Genomic DNA, 19,842 nt, shown 5'->3' on the forward strand with positions numbered 1-19,842 from the left:
CGCGCCTACGGCCTGGATAAAATCGAATCCAAAGACTTTCCCGCCGAGGAGCGCCTCACCGCCGCCGATTTGAAGCGCAACGAGGCGACCATCAAAAATATCCGGCTCTGGGATCATCGTCCGTTGCTCGCGACGTACGGCCAGCTCCAGGAAATCCGAACCTATTACAAGTTTGTCGACGTCGACAACGACCGGTATCTCATCGACGGCGGCTCGCGCCAGGTGATGCTTTCGGCGCGCGAGCTGTCCTACCAACACCTGCCGAGCCGCATCTGGATCAACGAGCACCTGACGTACACGCACGGCTACGGCGTCGTCTTCGGGCCGGTCAATCAAGTGACGCCCGAGGGGCTGCCGGAATTTTTCATCAAGGATATCCCGCCGGTGGCTTCGAAGCCGGCCCTCAGAGTCACGCGGCCGGAGATCTATTACGGCGAGCTGGCCAACGATTACGTTTTCGTGAAGACCAAGGCCAGCGAGCTGGACTATCCTGCCGGCGACCAGAACGTTTACACCAATTATGAAGGGAGTGGCGGGGTCTCGGTTGGATCGTTCTGGCGCAAGCTGCTCTTTTCGGCGCGCTTCGCAACGCTCCGAATCGCGCTCTCCAACGACGTCACAGGTCAAAGCCGGATTCTTTATCACCGCCAGATTCAAGAGCGTGTGGCCAAGATCGCGCCATTTATCAAGTTCGACCGCGACGCCTACCTCGTGATCGCTCAGGGCGGCCGGCTTTTCTGGATCATCGACGGCTATACGACATCGAGCCGCTATCCCTATTCGGAACCGGTGCCGAAACTGGGCAACTACATTCGCAACTCGGTCAAGGCCGTGATCGACGCCTATAACGGCGCGGTGGACTTCTATGTCAGCGCTCCAGACGATCCCATCATCCAGGCGTATGGCAAAATCTTCCCCGGCCTGTTCAAGCCGCCGGAGCAGATGCCGGAAGAGATCAGAGCCCACATCCGATATCCGCAAGACTTCTTTACCGTGCAGGCGCACATGTACGCGACCTACCATATGCAGGACCCGCAGGTTTTCTATAACAAGGAAGACGTGCTGAGTATTCCGCATAGAAGCATCGGCGGGCGGGAAACGGAGATGGAGCCGTACTATACGATCATGCGCCTTCCCGGCGAGACGCGGGAAGAGTTCGTTCTCCTGCTGCCTTTTACGCCTAACAAGCGCGACAACATGCGTGCCTGGCTGGCGGCGCGGAGCGATCCGCCCAACTACGGCAAGTTGATCGCGCTCGATTTTCCCAAGGCCAAGCTGATCTATGGGCCGAGACAGATCGACGCACGCATCGACCAGGACGCGGTGATCTCGCAGCAGCTTAGTCTTTGGAACCAGCGCGGCTCGCAGGTCATTCGCGGCAGCATGCTGGCGATACCGATCGAGGCGTCGCTGCTTTACGTGCAACCGCTTTATCTTGCGGCGGAGAAAGGATCGCTGCCGGAGTTGAAGCGGGTGATCGTCGCCTTCGGCAATCAGATTGCGATGGAGGAAACCCTGGAGCAATCGTTAGACCGTATTTTCGGCGGCAGATCGGCGCAGGCAAGAGCGCCCGAGGGGCGTGAAGCGGTGAGCAAGGAAAAAACCTTAGCCAATCAAGCCGCGGAGCACTTCGCACGCGCTCAGGAATATCTGCGCCAGGGGAATTGGGCGGCGTTCGGCGAAGAGTTGAAGCGCGTTGAGGAGCTGCTGAAAGAAATGGCAAGGCAAAAGTAAAAAGTTCGGCAGGAGTTTGGTAGATTGACAACGCTCGGGATTCTGAAAAGAAATAAAGAGAAGTAAAGAACGGAAGGCCGCATAGGTTTCTGTTAGCGCGATTTCGCGCAGCGGAGGTGAATATGTACGGCGCCAAGACTCTTGACCATGTCGCTTTTCCCGTCCGTGACTTGGAACGATCGGAGAAGTTTTATCTTGAGACGGTCGGACTCAAGTTCATGACGCAGCGGAAAAACGCCGACGGCTCGCCGCGGCACACCTACGTCCTGGCCGGCGAGAATATCGTCGGCTTGACGCTTCCCGGCGTGCAGGTTCCGCGCTCGACCACGGGCGCGCCGCGCTACGGCATCGCGCTGGATTCGGAGGAGAGCTTCGATGCGACGGCGAAAAGAATTCAAGCGAGCGGGGTTCCAACCGGCTCGGTCGCCGAACATGAATCGGACTCTCCGTGGATCAAATCCCTTTGCTTCGTTGATCCCGACGACAATCACATCGAAATATGTCTGCGCCGCGGCGGGCCCAGCGGAACGTGCTTGAGCCACGTGATCTTCGAGACCAAAGATCTGGCCAAGACGAGCCGTTTCTGGACCGAGGCGCTGGGACTCAAGCCGCTTGGGGACGAGCGCGGAGAAAAGCTCTTTCAGTTCGAGAACGAGCAGATTTTAGGAATCAAAGAAGTAGCGGAGCTGTCGGAGCGAACGAAAAAGAAAGGCCGGGCCTGTCACGTCGCCTTCAACGTGAGCCAGGAAGATTACGATCGCATGGTCACTCTCATCACGGAATTGGGCGGGCGTTCTCTTGGGGATCACCGCTCGACCGACGGTCTTCGGCCGCCCGGCGAGCGCAGCATCTATTTCTTTGACCCGGACAACAACTATCTTCAAATCACTGCCCACGGGGCGGAAAATTGGGATCTCATGTCGGACGAGGAGAAGTGGCGCCGGATTCAGGAGAACCGGGCGAAGCAGGGAAAAGGAATATCCAGCTTCGACGCAGGCAAAACGCCTGGCCGGTGAAAACGTTGGCATGCCGTCAGGACGCCTGGGTGTCTCTCTCCGAGCCGATGCGATACGTTCGGCTTACACTCAACGGTAAGTACCGAGAGTGTTTCTCTGTTCTGCTTGAATTTTCTCATCCCACGCATCGGCTCTCCGAGAAACACCCAGGCGTCCTCTGCGATCTTTTGACTCTCTGAAAGAGATTTTTTTGCTCAAATGGAAAAACCGATCATTCCGACTTTTTCCCGGCACGAGATGGAGCGGCGCTGGAGCGCGGTTCGCGCCGAAATGCGGAAGGCGAACCTCGACAGCGTGATCGGCCTTCCTGCTCAGGGCCACTGGGACCAGTTCGGCGCCGACACGCGCTATCTCACGCAGGTCGGCGGTTTTCAGACCGAGGTTGGGGTTGTCTTTCCGCTCGAAGGCGAGGTGACGGCGGTCGTCCGCGGCGCGAACGAGGTAGAGTGGTGGGGTTTGGCGCAGGACTCGGTCAAAGATATCCGTCCCTCGCGCCGCTCGTACGGCGAGCCGGTGATCCAGCGCCTGAAAGAAATCCGCGCCGAGCGCGTCGGCGTCATCGGCCTCGCGGGTCTGGTGCGCGCTCCGGAAGGCATAGTGCCGTGGGGAACCTATGAAAAGATTCGCGCCGCGCTGCCGCAGATCCGCTTCGAGAACGCGACGGATCTCCTTCAGGAGGCGCGCTCGGTCAAAAGCGCCGAAGAGATCGCTTTTATAGAAAAAGCCGGCGCGATCATCAGTAAAGCGATTGATGCGATGATGGAACTGGTCCGGCCCGGCGTGCCGGAAAATTATCTCATCGCCGAGATGTTGCGGGAGATCGCACGGCAGGAAGGGGAGCCGATCACCATGCTGCTTTTCGGCGCGGGCGGGCCGGAAGTGCCGTGGGCGCAGCGGGTGCCGACGGCGCGGCCGCTCAAAGCCGGCGATCTCATCAATACGGAAGTCGAGGCGAAATACGGCGGCTATATCGCGCAGGCGCTGCAGCCGATTTCTCTCGGGCCGCGGCCCAAAGATTTGGAGAAGATGTTCGACGTGACGCTCGCCGTATTTAAAAAAATGCTCGGGCTGTTGAGACCCGGGCTCGTGTTCGGCGACGTGGTTGCGTTCTATCAGGACGAAGTAGAGGCCGCCGGCTTCGAGCCGGGCGAAGCGTTGATGCACGGGCGCGGGTTGGGCGAAGACGCGCCGATGCTCCGGGGCGCAATTCGAGATTTTCCCGCGGCGCGAAAAGAGCTCAAAGAAGGTCACGTCTTCATCTTGAAGCCGGCGGCGAGAAAAGGCGAGATGAGAGATTCCATTCGCGCGGGCGACACGGTCGTGATAGAGGGAAACGGTGCGCGGCGGCTGGGGAGACGAGAGCTCAAGTTCATAAGCTTATAGCGGTGGAGTGGCGGACGATATGATTCGAGTGGAAAATTTGTGCAAATCTTTCAAGACCCAGGAAGGCGGGGTGGACGCGCTCGCCGGCATCGATTTCGAGGTCAAGCCGGGAAGTTTTTTTACTCTCCTCGGCCCATCGGGCTGTGGCAAGACGACGACGCTCAGAAGCGTCGCCGGCCTGGAGCGTCCCGACCGCGGCGAGATCACCATCGGCGAGCGCAAGGTCTTCTCTTCGAGCGAGGGACTTTTCGTTCCCGGCAACAAGCGCGACGTCGGCATGGTCTTTCAGTCGTATGCGATTTGGCCGCACATGACGGTTTTTAAAAACGTCGCGTATCCGCTCAAAGCTAAGTACCGGCCGCGCGCTGAGGTTCAGGAGAAGGTACAGAAGGCGCTCAAGCTGGTCGGCCTCGAAGAGCTGGGGGACCGGCTCGCGCCGCGGCTTTCCGGAGGGCAACAGCAGCGCGTGGCGCTCGCCCGCGCCTTGGTTGCCGAGCCCAAGGTCCTGTTGCTCGACGAGCCGCTGAGCAATTTGGACGCGAAACTCAGAAACCAGATGCGCTGGGAGTTGAAAGAGCTGCAGCGGCGTCTGCGGACGACGACGCTCTACGTCACGCACGATCAGGTGGAGGCGCTGGCGATTTCCGACGAAATCGCGCTGATGAACCGGGGCCGGATCGTTCAGCACGGCACGCCGCGCGAAATCTACTCCAGGCCGGTGAACGAGTTCGCCGCCGATTTTATCGGCGCCGCCAACATCGTCCGGGGCCGGCTCGTCGAAGGTCCGGACGCGCGTGGCCGGGCGCGCGTCGAGACGACGATCGGAACGCTCGTGGCGACGTTGAAAGGCGGCCCGGAGCCAACCGGAAAGGAAGTTCTGATCGCATTCAGACCCGAGCAGGTCGTGATATCCAACGACGGGCCGCTCGTCTCCGGCGACAACGTTCTCCACGGAGAGTTGCAGGGTTATACCTACCTCGGAGAGTCCACCGAGCTACACGTGCTGGTCGGGCAACAGAAGGTCCAGGCGAAAGGTCCGCCCAACATGACACTTGAGCGCGGCGCGCAGGTTTCGCTCCAGATTCCCGTCGAGGACTGTCTCGTCATCAGGAGCGGCGAAGTCTAGGTCAGTAGGCGGAAAGCAGACCGCAGAAGGCAGGGAAAGAGGGCTGCGTACTGCTTACTTACCAGAAGCGGCTCAAAATTTTATCCCTGACAATTTATAGTGTAGTATAAAAGCCATGAGCGCGGTTTACGTCGCCGGCGTCGGCATGACCAAGTTCGGCAAAAGCGCTCAGACGCTGCTGGAACTCTTCTCGGAAGCTGCCACCCTGGCTTTATCGAACTCGCCGGTTCAAGAGATAGACGCGCTTTATATCGGCGCGATGAATCCCGAGGAGTTCACCGGCGAGAGCAACATCGCCGCTCAGGTCGCCGGGACGCTCGGCGTGTCGGGAATCCCCGCGGTCCGTGTGGAGACCGCCTCTTCCGCCGGCGCCTCGGCGCTGCACGCCGCCTGTCATGCCGTTGCCGCGGGGTACTATCGCAGCGTGCTCGTCGTCGGCGGCGAGAAGATGACCCATCTCAGCACCAGCGCGGCGACCCGCATCCTCGCCGAAGTGATCGAGCGTCAGGAACGCCTGTGCGGCGCGACGATGCCCGCCCTGGCGGCGATGATCACCGAGCGCTATCGCAAGCGCTATCGTCTTTCTCTCTCGCAATTGGAGCGGGTTCTCTGCCTCGTGGCGATGAAAAATCATCAGAACGGCGCGCTCAATCCCCGCGCGCAGTTTCAGAAGCCGATCACCAAAGAAATGTACCTGGCGAGCAAGCTTGTCTCGACGCCGCTCAGGCTTTATGATTGCTCGCCTATGACCGACGGCGCGGCGGCGGTGATCTTGACGGCGGAAAAAACCGATCTGATCGTCTCCGGCATCGGCCAGGGGACGGGCCCCGCGGGTCTGAGAGAAAGAAAATCTTTTACCTCTTTCGAGGCCACACGGATGGCGGCCGAGCGCGCCTATCGGATGGCCGGGATCTCGTCCAAGGACATCGACTTTGCGGAAGTCCACGACGCGTTTACTCCGTTCGAGATCATCAGCACCGAGGACCTGGGTTTTTTCCCCGCCGGCAAAGGATGGCAGGCGGTGGAGGAGGGCAAGACTTCCGTCGACGGCGCATTGCCGATCAATCCATCGGGCGGTCTCAAATCGCGCGGCCATCCGGTCGGCGCCAGCGGAGTGGCGCAGGTGGTCGAGGTTGCCGAACGCTTGAGAGGCAACGTCAAGACAAAGCCTAGGCGCGAACCGAGACGGGCGCTGGCGCAAAGCACCGGCGGGCTTGGAGCCAACAACCTCGTGACGATTGTCGAGCGCGTGGACGGTGCTCGCGAGGCAAAATCTTGGTCGCCTGCGCCGAGCCTTGCCAGGCCGCTGCGGCGGCAGACGGCCGCTGCCGCTCTGAGCGAGGAAGGGCGAATCGAGACCTTCACGATCCTCTACGTTACGCCCGATGGATTTCTGCCTCCTCTCGCTCTGGCGCTCGTGCGCGATCGCGCCGGGCAACTTGTCATGGCCCAAGGAGAGGATATCGGCCATTTAAAGATAGGCCGCGAAGTCTACCTCCGACAGCTCGACGGCGGCTATGTTTTTACGGTGAAGAGCCAGCTGCTGAAGGTAAAAGAAGCGATGAGGCAGCTTGTGCGCGGATTGCCGTCGCTGCCGCTCCGCGCAAAGAAAACGCCCGGTGTGAAGGAGCAGTAGTGATCGGCAGAGGGGAAGACCGCGCCGAGAAGCGCTTTCGGTCGCTTACCCGGCTCATCGCCGAGGAGCTGAAGCGGGCTATTGTATCCGGCAAGCTGGCGCCCGGAGAAAGACTTTCCGAGGACCAGTTGACCGCTTCACTGAAGGTCAGTCCCGTGCCGTTGCGCGAGGCCCTGCGCTCTCTGGAGGCGGAAGGCTATGTAACCTTTTTGCCGAATGAGCACGTGGTCGTAAGCAAGCCCACCATGGAAGAAATCGAGGACGCCTACTCGATCACCGGCGTGCTCGAGGGATTGGCGACGCGGTTGGCGGTAGAGCGGGCGCGCCCCGAGGAGGTCGCGCGGCTGAGGGAGTTGCACCGGCTGCTCAAAGAAGCCTATAGAGCCAAGGACGCGGAGCGGTACTTCGAGGCCAACAGCCGCTTTCATCGCTTCATCGCCGAGCTGGCCCGCAACCAGCGCCTCTATCATCTCATCGTCCAGATGCGCCAGGAGATCCGCAAGGCTCGAATCGTCTCGCTGCACCTGCCGCAGAGGCTCGACTATTCCATGCGCGAGCACGATCAGATCATGGATGCGTTCCTCAAGAAAAATTCCGAGCTGGCGGAGGCCGCCGTCATCAAACATCTTCAGAACCACGTGGAGGCATTAAAGAAAGCGCTTCACGGCGCGCCCGGCCGGCCGCCCTGAGAGAAATCCATGGCGAGTCTTCTTGAAGTCCGCGGTCTCAAGACCTATCTCACCACGTCGCTCGGCGTCATCAAGGCGGTGGACGGCGTGTCGTTCGACGTCAAACAAGGCGAGACGGTGGCCATTGTCGGCGAGAGCGGCTGCGGCAAATCGATGACCGCGCTGTCGATCATGCGGCTCATCCCGCGCCCGCAAGCCGCCATCGTCGGCGGCGAGATCCGTTTTCAGGGAAACGATCTCCTGAAGCTCGACGACGAGGAGATGCGGCGCACCCGGGGCGCCGAGCTCGCCATGATCTTTCAAGAGCCGATGACCTCGCTCAATCCGGTTCTCACGATCGAGCGGCAGATCACCGAGACGCTGGAGGCGCACCGGCCGATCTCCAAGCCGGAAGCGCGGAGCCGCGCGCTCGAGCTGCTCCGGCTGGTGGGCATCCCCGATCCCGCCGACCGCCTGGCCGGGTATCCGCATCAATTCAGCGGCGGCATGCGCCAGCGCGTGATGATCGCGATCGCGCTCGCCTGCAACCCCAAACTCATCCTCGCGGACGAGCCCACGACGGCGCTGGACGTGACAATCCAGGCGCAGCTTCTCGAATTGATGCGCGGTCTCAGCAAGCAATTCGGCGTCGCGCTCGTCATCATCACGCACAATCTCGGTGTCGTCGCGCGCTACGCCGACCGCGTCAACGTGATGTACGCCGGTAAAATCATCGAGCGCGGCAGCGCGGCCGAGATCTACCGCGACCCGCGCCATCCCTACACGATCGGCCTGCTCCACTCGGTGCCGCGCCTCGACCAGCCGCGGAAATCGAAGCTCGAGCCGATCGAGGGCCAGCCGCCGGACTTGTGGAATCTGCCGCCGGGCTGCAGCTTCGCGCCGCGCTGCCGCTTCGTCGTCGAGAGGTGCGCTGAGGAAGCGCCTCCGCTTAGACAAGTTCAAGACGAACATCATTCCGCGTGCTGGGTCGCGGAAAACCTAAGCAAAGATATTTGAAATTTTCAGTTTGATTTTGGGTTGCGGGGTCAGAAAAACGATGACTCGCGCAAAGTCGCAAAGGACGCCAAGCTCGGAGACATAAGACTATATTTTTCTTTGCGCTCTTTGCGCCTTGGCGCGATAAATCTTCTTGCAGTCGTTGTGTTATAACATTTCAAAGGCAGGAGTCTCAGGTCATAAGTTTTTAGTTCGCGGTTTTTAGTTATGTCGGAAACTCAAAACTCAAACCTCAAAACTCAAAACACTGCTATCGTCGAGGTGCGCGGCCTCAAAAAATATTTTCCGGTTACGAGCGGCGTCATCACGCAGCGGATCGTCGGCTGGATCAAAGCGGTGGACGACGTGAGCTTTTCCATCCGCCGCGGCGAGACCTTGGGGCTGGTCGGGGAATCCGGCTGCGGCAAGACGACCACCGGCCGCTGCCTGCTTCAGCTCGAACGCCCCACGAGCGGCAGCGTGCTTTTCGAGGGACGGGACCTCGCGCGCATGAGCGATGAAGAATTGCGCCCGCTCCGCCGGCACATTCAGATCGTCTTCCAAGATCCTTACAGCTCTCTCAACCCGCGCATGACGATCGGACAGATCATTGCCGAGCCGATCCACGTGCACGCGCTCGCGCAGAACGGGACCAAGCGCGACGACCGTGTGGCCGAGCTTTTGCGCGTGGTCGGACTGAACCCGATCATGGCGCGCCGCTATCCGCATGAGCTTTCCGGCGGCCAGCGCCAGAGGGTAGGCATCGCGCGCGCTCTGGCGCTCGAGCCCAAGCTCATCGTGTGCGACGAGCCGGTCTCGGCGCTGGACGTCTCGATCCAGGCGCAGATCATCAATTTACTGGAAGAGCTGCAGGAAAAGTTCGACCTCACGTATCTCTTCATCGCCCACGACCTCTCGGTCGTGCGCCACATCAGCGACCGCATCGCGGTGATGTATCTGGGGAAGATCGTCGAGATCGCGGACCGCCTGGAGCTTTACGAGAATCCGCTCCATCCTTATACGAAAGCGCTGCTTTCGGCGGTTCCCGTGCCCGATCCCATGATCGAAGCCCGGCGCGAACGGATCGTCCTCGGCGGCGAGGTGCCGAGCCCTTCGAACCCGCCTTCAGGCTGCGTCTTTCATACCCGTTGTTCGATCGCCATCCCGGATTGCAAGCAGGCCGTTCCTGAATTGAGGGAAATTAGGCCGGATCACTGGGTGGCCTGCGCTCTGGCGTGAAATTACTCGCAGAGATTCATGGCCCCATCTCTTTGTGAATCGCGCGGAGCGTCGTGAAGTCGTAAACCTGCTCGGGGGCCACTTCACGCTCGACCTTGAGGGTCTTCCTCTGCAGCGCGATCGTCTTTTCCTGGAGCGCGCGTGGAATCGTGCCGTCGGCGGACATCCCTCGCTGCGCCGCCTTATAAGCCTCCGTAGCTTCGCTTTCCGTTACTTTCATCGCATTGGCCATTCTGCTCACGGCTTCCTTTTCGTTCGTCTTAAACCAGAAAAACCCTTTGAGCGTGCCGCGGAGAAAACGGCGCATAAAATCCGGCCGCTGAGCGAGCGTTTTCTCCGCAACGACGACCCCGGCGGTGACGAATTCGAGATGATCGCCGTAGAAGACGAGCTCGTGAAAGCCGTTTTTCTTGGCGATCAGGCTGTCGGTTTGATTGAGCACGGCCGCGTCCACGGCGCCCGCCATCAACGCGGCCAGCCTGCTGGGGGTGGGCTCGACCGCGCGCAGCGCGACGTCGCGCTGGGGATCGATCCCGCTTTTAGCCAGTAGCTCACGTGTCATCTGATCCAGGGCCGCGCCGAAGCTTGAGACGGCAATTTGTTTCCCCTTGAGCTCCTGCAGCGTTTTGACGTTCCTGGCGAAGAGCCAGTTGAGCGGGCGCGTATCGAAGACCATGACGATCCTGAGCGGCAGACCTCTTAAGATAGCGCCCGCGCCCTGGCCGAGGATCTGGCTGGCGTCGAAGTTGCCGCCGACCAGGCCTTGAATACCCGGCAACATCCCGGCCTGAACCGCCAACACCTCGAGTCCTTCCTCGTGGTAAAAGCCTTTTTCAATCGTGTAGCGATAGAGAAGAGTATTCGCGCTGATGCCGGCGGATATATGGATGTGCGCCCTTTCCGACGCGAGCGACGCGCCGGAAAACATGAGCCTCGACCCCAGGACCGCTATGAAGATGCTCCGATGCTTCCAGCTAGAAGCCATATTTCTCTACGGCGGCTATCGCGGTCTGGAGAGCGGATTTTAGTTGCGGTCTGCCGCTGACTTCCTTGTAAGCCGCGACGACCGGACCGTCACGCAGAACTTCCTCGACCGGAAGCGCCCGCTGAAGCTTTCCACGCTGAACCATTTCAGCGACGATTCTATTTACCGCCTCCGGCGCGACGCCGCCGTCTATCGGCAGCGCCCAACTGTCCAGCCGATCAGGCGACGTGACGATGGCGAGCCGGCGCTCGTCTTCGTTGTGTGTATTGGTTTTCCTGAGGCGCGCCTCAAGCTCCTTCAAATAATCGTAATTTTCGATATCGCGCATGAACCAGAAAGCGCGGATGATGGCGCGGAAGTACGCGCGTAATTCTTCGCCGCGCTGCTCGATCGTTTTGGCAGTCGCGACGGTTATTTTTCCCGGCCGCTTCGGAAAAATCTTGTTTGGGTCGAGGATCATCGGAAAGCCGTCCCTTTCAAGCTGATCGGAAAAAGGCGGCTGCGAGGTGACGGCGTCCACCTTTCCGGCACGGAGCATCTCGGCGTGGGCCGGGTTGTTGCGGTAGCCGAAGACCGGATCGTAGATCCATTCGACTTCGGTCTCCGGATCGACGTCGGCATCGCGCAGAGCTTGATGGATGAAGACCTGTACCAGGCCTTCTCGCTCGCGCATGCCGATCCTGCCGCCGCGAAGCGCGCTCATGTCTTTCACGCGCTTGGCGCCGTACCATTTCAGAAACGGCGTGTAGCGCCAACCGCCGACGATGTAACAATCCGCTCCCTTGGCGCGCTGGGAGATCGCCGCTTCGACGTCGACCGCGGTGGCGATGTCCACGCCGCGATTTTTCATCGCCAGCGCGAGCCCTTCACATTCCAACGGGCCCGGAATCAAGCCGCCCGCGTCGTAACGGTATGCGCCAAGCTTCTCGTCGCGAAAAAATCTCTGCTCCTCGGCGACGAAGATAGCGATCTGGTGGCCCACGTGGTAATTGCTGTTGGCGATGAGAAGAGGCTGGTCGAGCGCGCTCATGATTCAATTCATTTTCCGTGTGGCGCGATCATAGTATTGGCGATCGGAGGCAGTCAAGCATTATGCGTAGCGCCCGGCGAAGAGGCGGACCGCGTTCCCGGCCTTTGTGGTACCTCTGGCAAACTCTTGACTTTGCGAACGGAGATGGACTAGGTATTCGCAACGACACTGGTGTCCGGCTGCTCAAGCGGGGCGATGGTCGTAGACCCTAAAGGAGGTACTCAACGATGAGTGACAAAACCGGACGGCTCATTGCCGTTACATGCGGCGCGATTCTTTTTCTGGCGATGCTGATTTTCTCGCCGCCTGCCGAAGCCGCGCAGGCGGAGAAGGTCCGCACCGGCGGCGAGCTCGTCTTCGCCGTGGGTGGCACGCCTCCCTCCTTCGACGGTCACCGGGAAACTACTTTTGCGATGCTGCATCCGGTCTCGCCTCACTACAGCACGCTTCTACGCTTCGACCCGCAGGCGTACCCAAAAATAATCGGCGACGTGGCGGAGGATAAATGGACGATCTCCAAAGACGGGCTTACCTACACGTTCAAGATTCGCAAGGGGATCAAGTTCCATGACGGAAGCGATCTCACGTCCAGAGATGTGAAAGCAACTTACGACAAAATTATTTTTCCGCGGGAAGGTGTGGCCAGCGCCCGGCAAGCCTCTTATGCGGTCGTGAAAAAAATAGAGGCGCCGGACCCCGCCACCGTGGTCTTTGAGCTGAAGCAGTTGTCGGCCTCGTTCATCGCCAACCTGGCTTCGCCGTGGAATTTTATTTACAGCGCCGAGAAACTCAGTCAAGACCCGCGCTGGTACGAGAAGAACATCATGGGCTCGGGACCGTTCGTTTTCGTCGAGCACGTGGCCGGCTCGCACTGGATCGGCAAGAAGAATCCCAACTACTATATGAAAGACCGCCCCTACCTGGACGGCTTCAAGGCTATTTTCATTCGCGACACGGCGCCACGCGTCGCCGCGGTCCGGAGCGGCCAGGCGCTCATCGAGTTCCGCGGTTTTAACCCCGCAGCGCTCGCTGACGTTACGAAAACCGTGGGGAAAAACGCCGTCGTCCAGGAAAGCCCCTGGATTTGCAATCTGACGGTCACGATGAACAGCGAGAAGAAACCCTTCAACGACGCGCGCGTGCGCCGCGCCTTGAGTCTCGCCATCGATCGCTGGGGCGCGTCCAAGGCGCTCTCCCAAATCTCGCTGATGAAGTACGTCGGCGGAGTTTTCCGTCCGGGCTCGCAGTTCGCGACGCCGGAAGCGGAGCTCACCAAAGTGGCTGGCTTCAGTAAGAACATCGACGCGTCGCGCAAGGAAGCCCGCCGCTTGCTCAAAGAAGCCGGAGTGGCCGAGGGATTTTCTTTTACGCTCAAGAACCGCAACGTGAAAGAGCCCTACGAGGTTACGGGGGTCTACGCCATCGATCAATGGCGGCAGATCGGTCTCAACGTCAACCACGTCGCGCAGGAAGAGAATACCTACTTCAACGATTTGCGCCAGGGGAACTACGACGCCGCGATCGATTTTGCCTGCGATTTCATGGACGAGCCGGATCTGCAACTGCAAAAGTTTCTGAGCGCCAAGAAAAGCTCTCTGAATTACGCCCGCTATAACGACGACGAGTTGGACGAGCTATACGACAGGCAGAGCCGCATGACGGCGCTTGCCGATCGTCTGAAGGTTCTGAGACAGTTCGAAAAGAGAGTGCTGGACGAGCAAGCATACCAATTCCACATCCTGTGGTGGCAGCGCATTGTCCCGCATTGGGCGAAAGTCAAAGGCTGGAAGATCACGCCGAGCCATTACGTGAACCAGGACCTGAGGGACGTTTGGATCGCCGAATAACCAAGTAAAAAGGAAAAGGTAAAAAGGCAAAAACGATGCAGCTCGTTTTTACTCATACCTTTTACCTTTTGCCTTGAGATGTGGCAGTACATTCTTAAACGCCTCTTGTTGATGATTCCGACGCTGCTCGGAGTCGCGGCTCTGGTTTTTCTGCTCTTGCGAGTGTTGCCGGGCGACATCGTCGAACTCAAGTACGCGGGCAGCGGCACCTTCGCGCCCAGGCAGGTCATCGAGGTGGAGCGGAAGCAGCTCGGTCTCGACAAGCCGCTCTGGCGGCAATTCGTAAGCTGGATGTGGGGCATCGTCCGCTTCGACTTCGGCACTTCCATGTGGACCGGGAGGCCGATCGCTCACGAGGTCGCGATCCGTCTCGAACTGAGCCTCGAACTTGCGCTCATGGCGACGTTCGTCGCCGTTCTCATCTCCATTCCTCTCGGAACTCTGGCGGCCCTCAAACAGGACACCTGGATCGATTATTTCGTCAGGGTTTTCTCCATCGCCGGTCTGGCCATCCCCTCTTTCTGGCTCGGCATCCTCATCATTCTTGTTTTCATCATCTTCTTTAAATGGCTTCCGCCTTTGACCTTCACCTCGTTTTGGGTCGATCCCAAGGCGAATCTCACGCAGCTCCTCTGGCCCGCGCTGGCCGTGGGGTATCGTTATTCGGCTGTAGCCACGCGCATGACGCGTTCGGCGGTTCTGGAGGTGCTGCACGAGGATTACATCCGTACGGCGCGGGCGAAGGGGCTGTGGGAGAAAGTCGTGCTGACGCGCCACGCGCTCAAGAACGCACTGCTGCCGGTCATCACGGTGCTCGGTCTCGAGTTTGCGTTTCTCGTCGGCGGCTTGGTCGTGACGGAACAGGTATTCAACTTGAACGGCATCGGCAAGCTCTTTGTCGAAGCGATCAGCCAGCGGGACTACACGATGGTGCAGAGTCTCGTGCTGCTGACTTCCTTTGTGTTTATCTTCGTCAACTTCATTGTCGATCTCGTCAACGCGTGGCTGGATCCGCGCATCCGCTACCAATAGCGGGCTCGCCTATGTCCGGAGAAACGGCCGTCGCCGCCCATTCGTTTTCCAGAACACTGTCGTTGAATCGCTGGGCCGTCGTGGCTTTGCGCTTCGCCCGCCGCCGACCGCTCGGCGCCGCCGGAGCGGCGATCATCGTCATCATGATCGTCGCGGCCCTGCTGGCGGGTCTCATCTCTCCTTATGACCCGTTGACGACCGATTATGCTGCCATGCTTCAGGCGCCGAGTTGGGCTCATTGGTTCGGCACCGACGCCTTCGGCCGCGATGTCTTAACGCGCGTCATTTACGGGGCGCGGACGGCTCTCCTCGTGGGCTTTTGCTCTTCCTTTTGGGGCGCGACTCTAGGCGCTATTATCGGGGTCACCAGCGCTTACTTCGGCGGCAAGGTCGATCTGATCGTTCAGCGCTTCATGGACCTCTTGCTCTCGTTCCCATTGATCGTGCTGGCCTTGGTGGTCGTTGCGGTTCTAGGAATCGGCACGGTCAATGTGATTTTAGCCATCATGGTGCCGATGATTCCGCGCTCTGCCCTGGTCGCGCGCAGCAGCGCGCTCTCTCTCCGACAGACTCCGTTCATCGATGCGGCGCGTGCTTTGGGCTTCGGCCACACGCGGATTATTTTCCGCCACATGCTGCCGAACGTCATGGCGCCTTATCTCATCATGCTCACGGCGTTCCTCGGCCAGGCGATTTTGCTCGAAGCTTCGCTCTCTTTTCTCGGCCTCGGCGTGGCCGAGCCGGTGGCGGCGTGGGGACTGATGCTCCGCGGCGCTGCCGTGGAATTCGCCGAGCGCGCGCCGTGGATGGCGATTTTTCCCGGCATCGCGATCAGCCTCTCGGTTTTCGCCTTTAATCTCTTCGGCGATTCTCTCCGCGACGCGCTCGACCCGAAGCTCCGGGTGTCCTAGTGGACTGGTTCACTTAATTTGGCAACGCCGTTCTGGTTCGACAAGCTCACCACGAACGGCGTTTTCGTAGTCCGTTCGCACTGAGCCCGTCGAAGTGCGAGGGAGCCAGCTGTGCCTATCGCCTGTATTTGAGCCTTGCCAGGTTCCCCGCAAATCGCGTAAGATTCGCGGAAAACATGTCGAGTAAGGCAGATTGAACGATACGCTCAAGGGCCTTCATGCTGACTCCGGCTCCGCTTGTCGTTCCGCCAGATGAGCTAGAATCGACTTTCGGCGGAGGAGTTCCGAAGCTTTGGTATTGTGGAGAGCTCGCACTCCTTAAGAATCAGCTTCTGGGGGTAGTTTCGGCTAGAGAGATTGAGCCGGACTTGGCGCTAAAAACCGCTGAACTGATTGAACAGTTGACCTCGATCAAGGTTACCTTCATTGGAGGGTGGCACTCTCCGCTTGAAGAAGAAGCGCTGCGGATTCTACTTCGTGGTCGCGCTCCGATTGTGTTTTGCGTTGCCAAGACTCTGGAAAAATTCGTGCCGTTGGAAGATGTCCGGACGGTCGTCGCTCAGGGACGCGGATTGTTGCTGACACACTGTAGCCCAAAGGCGAGGCGGATCAGCAGAGATGCCTCGTTAAGACGGAACGAGATATTCTTGAGTCTCGCCAGGGCGTTGCTGGTGCTGTCAGCGCCTCCTCGCAGTGCGTCCGCAAAGCTCGCCGAAGGCGCTGTGAAGCTCGGCAAACCGGTTTTTGCGATTGATCATCGAGTCAACCAGGATTTGTTGGCTTCCGGCGTTTTGCCGGCGACGTTTGAAAACATCAGCCAAGCCTTTCAATGAGAAACTATGGCCACTGCAAAGACACTTGAAGACATCATCACCGAGCAGGCGCCGATAGTTTGCGAACAGATCGAAGCGGCGGTTTCGTTCGCCGATTCGGAAGAAGACCTTCGCATCGAATGCGAGAAGGCCATCGAGGTGTTTCGCAAGGAGGCCGATCTTCCGGAGTTGAAAGGTCACCACGAGGTAACGATCGGCAAAGGCCGGGCCGACTCGGTCTATGATTACGTTTTTATCGAGTACAAAAAGCCCGGCCGGCTGAAAGAGTCGAACGATACGCCGGGAAACCGAGAAGTTATCAAGCAGCTTCAAGAGCGAGCAAAGGCGTTCAAGTCCGAGCTGAAGCGAGATCCCAAAGAACTTTTCGGAGTCGGGACAGATGGCAACTTTTTCATCACCGCGAGATACCGGAGCGGTCGCTGGGAGATCAGTCCTGCCAGAGAGCGATCCGTTCATGTCGTAGAGGATTTCCTCAGAAAGCTCTCAAGTCTCGGCGTTGCCGGTAAACCATTCCTTGCCGACTATTTGGCCGGAGATTTCGGCGCAGAGAGCGAGCGCAAGCTGGCCCGCGAGGGAATCGAAAAACTTTACTGGCGCATCCGCGAAGCCGAAAAGGAGCCGGAAAAGTATCCCAAGGCCAAGGTCCTCTTCGACCAGTGGAGAATTCTCTTCGGTGAGGTCTGCGGTTATGACATTAAGAACCCCAGCAGCAAGATAAAACAACTAGGCGAATTCTACGGCGTCGGGAAAGACCCGAACCCAGCCGCTCTCCTCTTTGCCGTTCACAGCTACTATGCGCTTTTCATGAAATTCCTGGCTGCAGAGATCGCCACCACGTTTAACCCTTTGAGCGCATCGTTTCTCGCGCGGCTGCATCAAACGGGGTCCTCGGAAAGATTGCGCGGGGAGCTGCGAGAACTGGAGGACGGCGGCATCTACCGCCACCTTGGCATTAAGAATTTCTTGGAAGGCGACCTGTTCAGTTGGTACCTGGATGCATGGGATAACGACGTCGAAAGAATCATCCGCCAGATGGTGGCAGCTCTCGACGAGTACGATCCTAAAACTCTAAGCATCGACCCTATCGAATCCCGCGACCTCCTAAAGAAACTCTACCAGCAACTATTTCCAAAGACGGTCCGCCACGATCTCGGCGAATACTACACACCCGACTGGTTGGCTGAGGTTGTCATCGAACGAGTCGGCTATGACGGCGATCCCGACAAAAGGGTTCTCGATCCAGCTTGCGGTAGCGGGACCTTCCTGGTGATGGCGATCAATAAAGTCCGGGAATATGCCGACAAGCATATGATTCCCAAGCACGAACTGCTGCCCAAGATTCTCAACAACATTATCGGCTTCGATTTGAACCCGCTCGCTGTCATGGCTGCGAGAACAAACTATCTCCTCGCATTGCGCGAGCTGTTAAAACTTGGGGGTGAAATTGAGCTTCCGATTTATCTCTGCGATTCGATTATGACGCCTGCTGAGTATGGCGAGTTAATTACGAAAGAGGGAACTGTTACTGGCGGCATTGGAAAGGTCAAGGAACTGAAAACGAGTGCTGACCGATTTATGATTCCGACCGAGATCTCCCAAAGCCGGCAGACAGTAGCTGCATACACGGAGGAGCTGGAGCATTGCGTCAGAAACGATTACTCGGAGGATGAGTTTATCAGCCGATTGAAGGGCCAGAGGATTCCACTGGAGTCTGAAGAGTTGCATAAGGTGCTCTACCGCCAAGTTGTCAAGCTCAAGAAGCAAAATCAAAACGACATCTGGGCGCGGATCATCAAGAACAGCTTCGCGCCTCTGTTTACCGAACGGGTTGATTACGTGATTGGGAACCCACCATGGATTCGCTGGGGTTACCTACCTGAAGACTACCGGGATCAAGCAAAGCACCTATGGAGGAAATACGGGCTTCTCGCCAAGAAGGGCCTTGAAGCTATCATGGGAACAGGCGAATTGGACTTCTCCATGCTGTTTACGTACGCCTGTATTGATTCTTACTTGCTTGATCACGGCAAAATGGGTTTCCTGATAACACAGGAGGTCGTAAAATCTAAGGGAGCTGGTGAAGGTTTTCGACGATTCAGACTAGGACTAGAGGGTGTACCTTTCCAACTCTGTACATTCCACGACTTCGTAAAAGTCAGTCCATTCGAAGCGGGCAATAAAGCTGGTCTTATTATTGTCGAAAAGGGCAAGGAGACCGCATACCCCATTCCCTACTACGTGTGGAAAAAACGGGCAGGCATCCGCCAGATTGATAATAGCCTGCCTCTAGATGAAGTTTTAAAATTCATCGAGTGCGAAGTACTCTCTGCCAAGCCGATAAGCAGTCCAACAAGCGCATGGCAAACCGCGTCACCCGCCCAGAATCAAGTCTTGGACAAAATAAAAGGGCGTGGAAGTTACCGAGCAAGATGTGGCGTTTCAGTTGACCCGTATGGAGTGTTTCTCGTCGAGATGACGCAGGTCATAAGTCCAGATACTGTACTTGTATCAAACTTGCCTGAACTTGGTGACGCAAGTATTCCCAAACTTCCTCCGCAGGCAATTGAAAATACCTATCTGTATCCTGCTGTGAGAGGAAAAGATATACACCGCTGGATGGCAAACCCAGTTTATGCGGCGATCATCATAAATAAGAGTACAAAGCGGGCTGACATACCCTCGGAGTCTGAGGTTAAAACTAACAGCCCTAAAACATATGCCTTTCTCCGGACCTTGCAGGATTCGGCTCTTAAACGGGAAAAATACTGGCGCTACTTTGCCAAACCGCAACACTCGAAGGCACTTCTGACTACAGACCAGCAAGGTAAGAATCAAAAATATTTTCGGTTGCGCGAGCAATTGTCAGACGGCGGAGCGCTGTACGATGTTTCTGAGGCTCCCTTCTATACACTTTTTAATGTGGGCCCCTACAGTTTCTCCCCATTCAAGGTGGTTTGGCAGATGGGGGCGAATCAAATGAAGGCTGCGGTGGTTTCCACTCATGCCTTTCACGCTAGTGGGAAGTCTACGCCGCTCCAAGTAGTAATTCCTTGCACTGGTACTACGTCCTATGCTTCATTCCAGGTTGGGACAGAGGCACACTATGTTTGTGCACTTATGAATTCGTCGCTTGTTGGGGCACTGCTCAAGTCGTTTTCCTCGGGAGGGCGCGGATTCGGTGCTCCTTCAATTCTCAGTAATATTGCTGTTCCGAGGTTTAACTTCCAAGATAAGACTCATAAAACTCTTTCTGAACTCTCGGTGCAAGTGCACGAATTGACTACGGCGAAGAGGACGGATGATCTACCGAAGATAGAATTGGAGATTGATCAGGTGGCGGCGGGGATGTGGGACATCACATCGAAAGAACTTGAGCAAATCCAGAAAACCCTCAAGGAAAAATAAT

The 19,842-nt window shown here is 58.0% G+C and carries 15 protein-coding genes; 13 read left to right on the top strand and 2 right to left on the bottom strand.

Annotated elements, in window-relative coordinates; translation table 11 throughout:
• The 8 genes from VGL70_14750 to VGL70_14785 all read left to right on the top strand — a co-directional run.
• A partial coding sequence (locus tag VGL70_14750) for a UPF0182 family protein (protein ID HEY3304788.1) occupies positions 1-1,734 on the top strand: 1,734 nt, incomplete at its 5' end.
• A gap of 122 nt (positions 1,735-1,856) precedes the next feature.
• Positions 1,857-2,750: a VOC family protein gene (locus VGL70_14755; protein HEY3304789.1), complete on the top strand. Its 894-nt coding sequence runs from the start codon at positions 1,857-1,859 to the stop codon at positions 2,748-2,750.
• Between the two features lie 198 nt (positions 2,751-2,948).
• A complete protein-coding gene (locus tag VGL70_14760) occupies positions 2,949-4,133 on the top strand; it encodes a M24 family metallopeptidase (protein HEY3304790.1) in 1,185 nt (394 codons plus the stop codon).
• A gap of 19 nt (positions 4,134-4,152) precedes the next feature.
• Complete coding sequence (locus VGL70_14765; GenBank protein HEY3304791.1) at positions 4,153-5,259, top strand: ABC transporter ATP-binding protein; 1,107 nt, start codon at positions 4,153-4,155, stop codon at positions 5,257-5,259.
• A 115-nt stretch (positions 5,260-5,374) separates the two neighbouring features.
• Positions 5,375-6,895 carry a beta-ketoacyl synthase N-terminal-like domain-containing protein gene (locus VGL70_14770; protein ID HEY3304792.1) on the top strand — a complete coding sequence of 507 codons (1,521 nt, stop codon included), beginning with the start codon at positions 5,375-5,377 and terminating at the stop codon, positions 6,893-6,895.
• On the top strand, positions 6,895-7,584 hold the full coding sequence (locus tag VGL70_14775; protein ID HEY3304793.1) for a GntR family transcriptional regulator: 690 nt from the start codon (positions 6,895-6,897) through the stop codon (positions 7,582-7,584). Before VGL70_14770 ends, VGL70_14775 begins: the two co-directional genes overlap by 1 nt.
• A 9-nt stretch (positions 7,585-7,593) precedes the next feature.
• Complete coding sequence (locus VGL70_14780; protein HEY3304794.1) at positions 7,594-8,580, top strand: ABC transporter ATP-binding protein; 987 nt, start codon at positions 7,594-7,596, stop codon at positions 8,578-8,580.
• A gap of 207 nt (positions 8,581-8,787) precedes the next feature.
• Positions 8,788-9,798: an ABC transporter ATP-binding protein gene (locus VGL70_14785; protein ID HEY3304795.1), complete on the top strand. Its 1,011-nt coding sequence runs from the start codon at positions 8,788-8,790 to the stop codon at positions 9,796-9,798.
• Between the two features lie 16 nt (positions 9,799-9,814).
• Here VGL70_14785 and VGL70_14790 read toward each other — a convergent pair whose 3' ends face one another.
• The gene (locus VGL70_14790; GenBank protein ID HEY3304796.1) at positions 9,815-10,783 is read right to left on the bottom strand and encodes an ABC transporter substrate-binding protein; all 969 of its coding nucleotides are present in this window, start codon (positions 10,781-10,783) and stop codon (positions 9,815-9,817) included.
• Entirely contained in the window at positions 10,773-11,813 is a 1,041-nt protein-coding gene (locus tag VGL70_14795) for an ABC transporter substrate-binding protein (protein ID HEY3304797.1), read from the bottom strand. Before VGL70_14795 ends, VGL70_14790 begins: the two co-directional genes overlap by 11 nt.
• Before the next feature lie 227 nt (positions 11,814-12,040).
• On the opposite strand from VGL70_14795, the gene VGL70_14800 reads away from it, so the two are divergent.
• The 5 genes from VGL70_14800 (at position 12,041) to VGL70_14820 (ending at position 19,841) form a co-directional block, all read left to right on the top strand.
• Positions 12,041-13,660 carry an ABC transporter substrate-binding protein gene (locus tag VGL70_14800; protein ID HEY3304798.1) on the top strand — a complete coding sequence of 540 codons (1,620 nt, stop codon included), beginning with the start codon at positions 12,041-12,043 and terminating at the stop codon, positions 13,658-13,660.
• 78 nt (positions 13,661-13,738) lie between these two features.
• Positions 13,739-14,692 carry an ABC transporter permease gene (locus VGL70_14805; protein HEY3304799.1) on the top strand — a complete coding sequence of 318 codons (954 nt, stop codon included), beginning with the start codon at positions 13,739-13,741 and terminating at the stop codon, positions 14,690-14,692.
• A gap of 11 nt (positions 14,693-14,703) precedes the next feature.
• Positions 14,704-15,603, top strand: coding sequence for an ABC transporter permease (locus VGL70_14810; protein ID HEY3304800.1), 900 nt, complete (start codon positions 14,704-14,706; stop codon positions 15,601-15,603).
• 218 nt (positions 15,604-15,821) lie between these two features.
• Positions 15,822-16,436, top strand: a complete 615-nt coding sequence (locus VGL70_14815; protein HEY3304801.1) for a DNA-processing protein DprA — start codon at positions 15,822-15,824, stop codon at positions 16,434-16,436.
• 6 nt (positions 16,437-16,442) lie between these two features.
• Positions 16,443-19,841 (top strand): N-6 DNA methylase, encoded by a 3,399-nt coding sequence (locus tag VGL70_14820; GenBank protein HEY3304802.1) that lies wholly within the window; start codon positions 16,443-16,445, stop codon positions 19,839-19,841.
• Position 19,842 lies beyond the last annotated feature (1 nt).

The sequence above is a fragment of the Candidatus Binatia bacterium genome, from assembly GCA_036504975.1.
Taxonomy (GTDB): Bacteria; Desulfobacterota; Binatia; order UBA9968; family UBA9968; genus JAJPJQ01.

Excerpts from the sequence above, each read along its gene's own strand:
- VGL70_14805 (HEY3304799.1), top strand. The coding sequence starts at position 13,739 with ATGTGGCAGTACATTCTTAAACGCCTCTTGTTGATGATTCCGACGCTG.
- VGL70_14815 (HEY3304801.1), top strand. The coding sequence starts at position 15,822 with ATGCTGACTCCGGCTCCGCTTGTCGTTCCGCCAGATGAGCTAGAATCG.
- VGL70_14810 (HEY3304800.1), top strand. The coding sequence starts at position 14,704 with ATGTCCGGAGAAACGGCCGTCGCCGCCCATTCGTTTTCCAGAACACTG.
- VGL70_14820 (HEY3304802.1), top strand. The coding sequence starts at position 16,443 with ATGGCCACTGCAAAGACACTTGAAGACATCATCACCGAGCAGGCGCCG.
- VGL70_14780 (HEY3304794.1), top strand. The coding sequence starts at position 7,594 with ATGGCGAGTCTTCTTGAAGTCCGCGGTCTCAAGACCTATCTCACCACG.
- VGL70_14800 (HEY3304798.1), top strand. The coding sequence starts at position 12,041 with ATGAGTGACAAAACCGGACGGCTCATTGCCGTTACATGCGGCGCGATT.
- VGL70_14795 (HEY3304797.1), bottom strand. The coding sequence starts at position 11,813 with ATGAGCGCGCTCGACCAGCCTCTTCTCATCGCCAACAGCAATTACCAC.
- VGL70_14785 (HEY3304795.1), top strand. The coding sequence starts at position 8,788 with ATGTCGGAAACTCAAAACTCAAACCTCAAAACTCAAAACACTGCTATC.
- VGL70_14790 (HEY3304796.1), bottom strand. The coding sequence starts at position 10,783 with ATGGCTTCTAGCTGGAAGCATCGGAGCATCTTCATAGCGGTCCTGGGG.
- VGL70_14765 (HEY3304791.1), top strand. The coding sequence starts at position 4,153 with ATGATTCGAGTGGAAAATTTGTGCAAATCTTTCAAGACCCAGGAAGGC.
- VGL70_14755 (HEY3304789.1), top strand. The coding sequence starts at position 1,857 with ATGTACGGCGCCAAGACTCTTGACCATGTCGCTTTTCCCGTCCGTGAC.
- VGL70_14770 (HEY3304792.1), top strand. The coding sequence starts at position 5,375 with ATGAGCGCGGTTTACGTCGCCGGCGTCGGCATGACCAAGTTCGGCAAA.
- VGL70_14760 (HEY3304790.1), top strand. The coding sequence starts at position 2,949 with ATGGAAAAACCGATCATTCCGACTTTTTCCCGGCACGAGATGGAGCGG.